Source organism: Anaerobutyricum hallii DSM 3353, assembly GCF_000173975.1.
GTDB classification, from domain to species: Bacteria; Bacillota; Clostridia; order Lachnospirales; family Lachnospiraceae; genus Anaerobutyricum; species Anaerobutyricum hallii.
Genome location: NZ_ACEP01000065.1, coordinates 1 through 5575, shown reverse-complemented (window position 1 = coordinate 5575; position 5575 = coordinate 1). Strand labels below are relative to the sequence as shown.

Sequence of the window (5575 nt, the reverse complement as noted above, 5' to 3'; positions counted from 1 at the left end):
AAATCCTCCCACTTTCTATTTAATTCATCTTCTCCAGCCACAGTACAGAAGCCAGTGAACTTCATAAGCCATATTTGTGGTCTCGGAGCAAGTGTTGGATGCGAGCGCGTGGAGCGAACATTCAACACGCAGCGACTAAAAGCACAAATATGGCTTATGAAGTTCACTGGCTTCGTCTGTAGTTTGTCTAATGAATTAAATAGTAAAACATCCTTTTATAGTACCATGCAAATGTTCGTTTTTTGATGCTTTGTCTGGCATAAATTGGATAGCTGCGATAAGGTTTCGAATCAATGTAGAGCACGACTGAACCTACGGCAGTACCTTTTTGTACAGGAGCAGTTAAGGAAGGGGACAGGCTGATAATACAGCGAGTTTTTTCCGTAGGGGAAATGTACAAGCTGGTGGAAGCGGGAGCGGAAAGCGTGCAGGTAGATTTGCGGCCGTTTTTTACTGGAAGTTTAGAAGGAATTCCCTGGTTTAAGGGGATTTCTTTTTTGTTATAATTTTTTATTCCATAGTCCATCAGTTTTTTTGTATCTTCCCATTTATAGCGGCGGTTAGGATACCAACCACTGCCCAGCACGACAGAGATTAAATAATGGCCGTCTTTTTTAACTGCGCCCACAAAACAGTAACCGGCATTGTTGGTGTAGCCGGTTTTTACACCGATTGCGCCATTATAGGAAGTTAAAAACAGATTTTTATTATTTAAAGAGTAAGACTGCCCATTTTTTAGCTCTTTAATGGAAAAAGACTGTTCTTTAATAATTTTACAGAAGTTTTCATTTTTTAGGGCAAGACAGGTTAACAGAGCAAGATCATGGCAGGTAGTATAGTGTTTTGCACTATCTAATCCGTTAGGTGTTTCAAAAGAAGTATGATAGCAGCCATAGTCTCTGGCTTCCTGTGTCATATCCTCACAAAATTGTTCGACGGAGCCTCCAATATGTTCCGCAATCGCAACAGCGACATCGTTGTATGATTCAAGCATTAATGCATAGAGCAGATCGGACAATAAAAATTGTGAACCGCTTCTGGCACCAAGCCGTACTTTAGGAGCAGAAGCCGCCCTTCTCGAAAAAGTAACTTTATCTGAAAGATTTCCATGTTCAATGGCGTACAGGCAGGTCATGATTTTTGTCGTACTTGCCATAGGGAGTTCTTTTTCTTCCTCTTTGCCAAATAAAACTCTTTGATTATCTCCATCCATAAGAATGGCTGCTTTCGCATGGAGTGAAGAAAGCTCAGCAGGGGCAGAATTTTTGGACGCATTATCTTTTACTGATTTATCAGATACCGTAAAATTTCTAATCGTTTCTGTTTTTGAAAATGCATAGACATCCAGATAACAGGAATCAGCAAAAAATATAGTAAAAATAAAGAAAACAGAGAGGATAAACAACAATGAAAAAGCACAGGTTTTATATTTGAAAATACGTTGCTGGTGATTAAAATAGTGGTTCAAAAAAGCACATCCTTTTTAGAATAGTGGGTTTTCTATAACTATGAGAAAAAAAGAAAAAATATGATAAATAGTAATTTGCCGCAAGCAAAAGAGACTCTCTTCGGGGGCGTCTCTTTGCCTGCGGCAAATCAGAATTGCATTGTTCATATCTATGCGATATAATTAAAGCCATAAAAAATAGCAGAAAGAAACTGAGGATAAGAAATGGCAGCAATTAATAATGACTGGGCGGAAGCTCTGAAGGAAGAATATAGGAAACCTTATTATAGAGAACTTTACAAAAAGATAAATGAAGAATACAGAACGCGTGAGATTTTCCCTCCATCAGATGAGATTTTTAGTGCATTTCATCTGACACCATTAAAGAATGTTAAAGTCGTGATTTTGGGACAGGACCCATATCATAATAATGGACAGGCGCATGGACTTAGCTTTTCAGTAAAACCGGGAGTGGATATTCCACCGTCACTGGTGAATATTTATAAGGAACTGCACGATGACCTTGGCTGTTACATTCCAAATAATGGATACCTTGTAAAATGGGCGAAGCAGGGAGTCCTTTTGCTGAATACGGTACTTACTGTACGGGCGCATCAGGCGAATTCTCATAGAGGAATCGGCTGGGAAGAGTTTACTGACGCGGCGATTCGTGTGTTAAATGCACAGGACAGACCACTTGTATTTTTACTTTGGGGAAGACCTGCACAGAATAAAAAGCCGATGCTCACGAATCCGAAGCATTTGATTTTGGAAGCGCCACATCCTAGTCCATTATCTGCTTATCGTGGATTTTTTGGATGCAGGCATTTTAGTCAGGCGAATGAGTTTCTTCGATTTCATGAGTTAGAGCCGATTGACTGGCAGATAGAGAATATTTAAATGACAGGTAGAGAATGTTTAAATAATATTTAAAGTAAAAAACTTCGGTTTTTTTATAAGTCGAGATAAATCACATTAAGCCGGAATAATTCGCATTTAGAAGGGAGACAAAATGAAAGTATTATTTGTAGAGTATCCAAAATGTTCAACCTGTAAAAAAGCAGGAAAATGGTTACAGGAACATGGTGTCGGGTACGATGACAGACATATCGTAGAGCAGAACCCGACAGCAGAAGAACTTAAGGAATGGCATGAGAAGAGTGGACTTCCATTAAAACGTTTCTTTAATACCAGTGGACAGGTTTACCGCAATAATGGAATTAAGGATAAGCTGCCAGGAATGAGTGAAAAGGAACAGTATGCTTTACTTGCGACAGACGGCATGCTTGTAAAGCGTCCAATTGTTGTTGGGGAGGATTTTGTACTGGTTGGATTTAAGGAAAAAGAGTGGGAAGAGAAGTTGTAGAAAGTATTTTTCAAATATGCTCTGGGAAATTAAGCGAGAATCCCCGACAAGTCAATTGCCGGGGATTTTACAATTACATTCTATCTATATATTCTCTAATCCTGTTAAAGGTGGAATATCTGGCTGTATTTCTCCAGCCGATTCCACGGCTTTCCAGATAGGCTTTCTGATTTTATTTTTTCTTCAACGATTCCCGATGAATCCTATCAGCAATTGCCAGTATGTAATTCTGTATAATATTTTCCGTTCCGCATTCAGCATCCGGGTGTAAGACGGCAAGTTTTAATAATTCATTGGCAGCAATACGACATTCCGCAAAGGATAAAAGTCCCCAGCTTAACTGGTCAAGTAAATGTGCATACAGAGAAGTATAGGTTACCAGTGTATCATCTGTCCGGATGCGGTCCAATATATCGGTGAATTCTGCACGGATCAGATTACGGTATGTTTCTTTGTAGCAGTCCCACAAGGCATCTTCCGTTACACCAAAACGATCCATTCGGTGAATAATATCATGTTGTATCTGTGGAGTGATTCCCTGCTGCAGTTTCAGTGCTTCTTTGATAGAAGAGATGACAGTACGCCCAATAAGTTCACCCAGCTTACTGTGCTTTCCGGCGTTAGTAAGGTGGGTCTTTGATTCTGCATTTGATATAATAATAGCACCATCTGTTCCTGTTCCGGTAGCAATCCCACAGGAGTAGCGGCTGGCAATCAGAAGTTCCTGCATAGCAGCAACCTTTGCCTCAGTGCAGGAAACAAGGGCAGAAGCCAGGGCTTCTTTGGAAAGGTCTGCATCAATGTAAAGAAGGATATTAATAGTTCCGACTGGTAATTTATCTTTATCTGAAATAATTTTACCTGAAATATTTTTACCTAAAATATTCTTAGTAAGATTTTGAATGGGATTTTTCTTTTTTGTGTCAGAAGATGTGGTATCTTCAAAAGTATTTTCCGACTTTTCGTGCCATGAAGCAGGATCACCGATGCGGCCGCCATTGTTTCGGACACCTGCTGTAGCAATAGATGTTACAGAAAAATCATCATAGGCCAGCGTGGAAATGGCGGAATTATCCATGCTGGCAACGGTCATAAGTCCGGAGCAGGAAGAAGGGTCAAGACCCAAATCTTCCTTTGCTAAAATATCCATATGCTCCCGGTAAGTATCCGCCCGAAGTTTAACCTCCATGCCATCTCCGGGATTTGCATCATTATTAAACACGGCGGCTAAATCAGTTGTAAATCCACCATTATTTGGTCCGGTACTCAAGACATTCCTTTTTCCTTTAAAAGAAATGACGATAGATTTTTTATATTTATGCACAGTATCGCCACTTGGAAATTCATAAAGTTTCAAAATAATTCCTCCTGATTGGTCAGTTTATCTTTTTATTGTATCATTTTATTATAGCTGATTCATAAATAAATGAAACAGGCTGCCATTTGCCTTATGTTATATTATTTTTCGGAGCTTCAAAGCTTCTGTCCAACGTAATGATACAATCCACGTTCTTTTCCATTTCGTGAAGGAGTGCTATAAGCTGGTGCATAACGCGGTTTGCGTCTTTTTCTGTATAAGAATCTGGAACAACAAGGTCAAAAATCAGATTTTTCTGTTCATTTTCCTTTAAAACACGAAAATCATGAAAATGCAGTTCTGGGTCAAGTGCATGAACAATGTGGGACGTTTTATCGCGAAGTTCGAGTACTTCTTCATCACGCATTTCTACCGGGTCCATGTGAATCACAAGAAGAATATTAAGTTCCTTTTTCGCGTCACGCTCAATTCGGTCGATGATTTCGTGAGATGCCTCAATACTGACATCGTTCGGTACCTCTGCGTGAATTGTCGCCATACTGCGATTTGGCCCATAGTTGTGAACGATTAAATCATGCGCTCCGACAATTCCTTCATATGATTCCACCATGTCCGTTATTTTCTGATAAAGCTCTGACGGAACACGTTGGCCAATTAGTGGCTCTAACGTATCTTTTGCAATGGAAACACCTGACCAGATTACAATTCCAGAAACAATCAGTCCGGCAATCGCATCGACATTAATAGAAGTAAAATGACAGATAACAATAGAAATAACGGTAGCACTCGTTGTAATAACATCACCGAGAGAATCTGCGGCTGTCGCAAGCATTACTTTTGAATCAATTCTTTTTCCAAGTTTATTATTAAAAAATGCCATCCATAACTTTACAAGAATCGATAAAATAAGAATAATAAATGGAACAGGGTCAAATGTAATTTCCTCTGGATGCATTATCTTTGAGATAGAACTTTTAAAAAAGGTAAAACCAACTTCGATAACAAGAAATGAAACAATCAGAGCGGCAATATATTCAATCCTTCCGTGACCGAAAGGATGCTCTGCATCTGCCGGCTTTCCTGCCATTTTCACACCAACAAAACTGATAATTGAAGAAGCAGCATCGGATAAGTTATTGAAAGCATCTGCGGTAACAGCAAGAGAACTTAAAATAAGACCAATGGCAAGCTTCACAGAAAAAAGCAGGACATTGCAAAAAATCCCAACAACGCTGGCAAGCATACCATAGCGAGTTCGGACTTCTGTGCTTTCGATATTGGCACTGTCTTTTATAAATTTGTTTACGAGAAACTCAGTCATATAAAAACCTCCATGTGTTAATTACGATATCTATTTAACTATAGCAGTTTGAGAGGAAAAGTTCAATGATAAATAGCAATTCCATCCCTAGCCAAAACACAGCCCTCTTTTGATAAATAAAGC

5 protein-coding genes are annotated in these 5575 nt (G+C 39.3%); 2 read left to right on the top strand and 3 right to left on the bottom strand.

The genetic code is table 11. The features are described from left to right. Positions 1-187: 187 nt before the first annotated feature. Positions 188-1468, bottom strand: a complete 1281-nt coding sequence (locus tag EUBHAL_RS06475; protein ID WP_049940637.1) for a D-alanyl-D-alanine carboxypeptidase family protein — start codon at positions 1466-1468, stop codon at positions 188-190. Positions 1469-1672: 204 nt separating this feature from the next. On the opposite strand from EUBHAL_RS06475, the gene ung reads away from it, so the two are divergent. Together ung and EUBHAL_RS06465 are read left to right on the top strand one after the other, a co-directional pair. Then, positions 1673-2347, top strand: coding sequence for a uracil-DNA glycosylase (gene ung, locus EUBHAL_RS06470; RefSeq protein WP_005346762.1), 675 nt, complete (start codon positions 1673-1675; stop codon positions 2345-2347). A gap of 112 nt (positions 2348-2459) precedes the next feature. Continuing rightward, the gene (locus EUBHAL_RS06465) at positions 2460-2813 is read left to right on the top strand and encodes an arsenate reductase family protein (protein WP_005346759.1); all 354 of its coding nucleotides are present in this window, start codon (positions 2460-2462) and stop codon (positions 2811-2813) included. 172 nt (positions 2814-2985) lie between these two features. Here the strand turns inward: EUBHAL_RS06465 and EUBHAL_RS06460 are convergent, their stop codons facing one another. Together EUBHAL_RS06460 and EUBHAL_RS06455 are read right to left on the bottom strand one after the other, a co-directional pair. Further along, the gene (locus EUBHAL_RS06460; RefSeq protein WP_005346753.1) at positions 2986-4170 is read right to left on the bottom strand and encodes an adenosylcobinamide amidohydrolase; all 1185 of its coding nucleotides are present in this window, start codon (positions 4168-4170) and stop codon (positions 2986-2988) included. Positions 4171-4261: 91 nt separating this feature from the next. Beyond that, positions 4262-5452: a cation diffusion facilitator family transporter gene (locus EUBHAL_RS06455; RefSeq protein ID WP_005346750.1), complete on the bottom strand. Its 1191-nt coding sequence runs from the start codon at positions 5450-5452 to the stop codon at positions 4262-4264. Between the last annotated feature and the right edge of the window lie 123 nt (positions 5453-5575).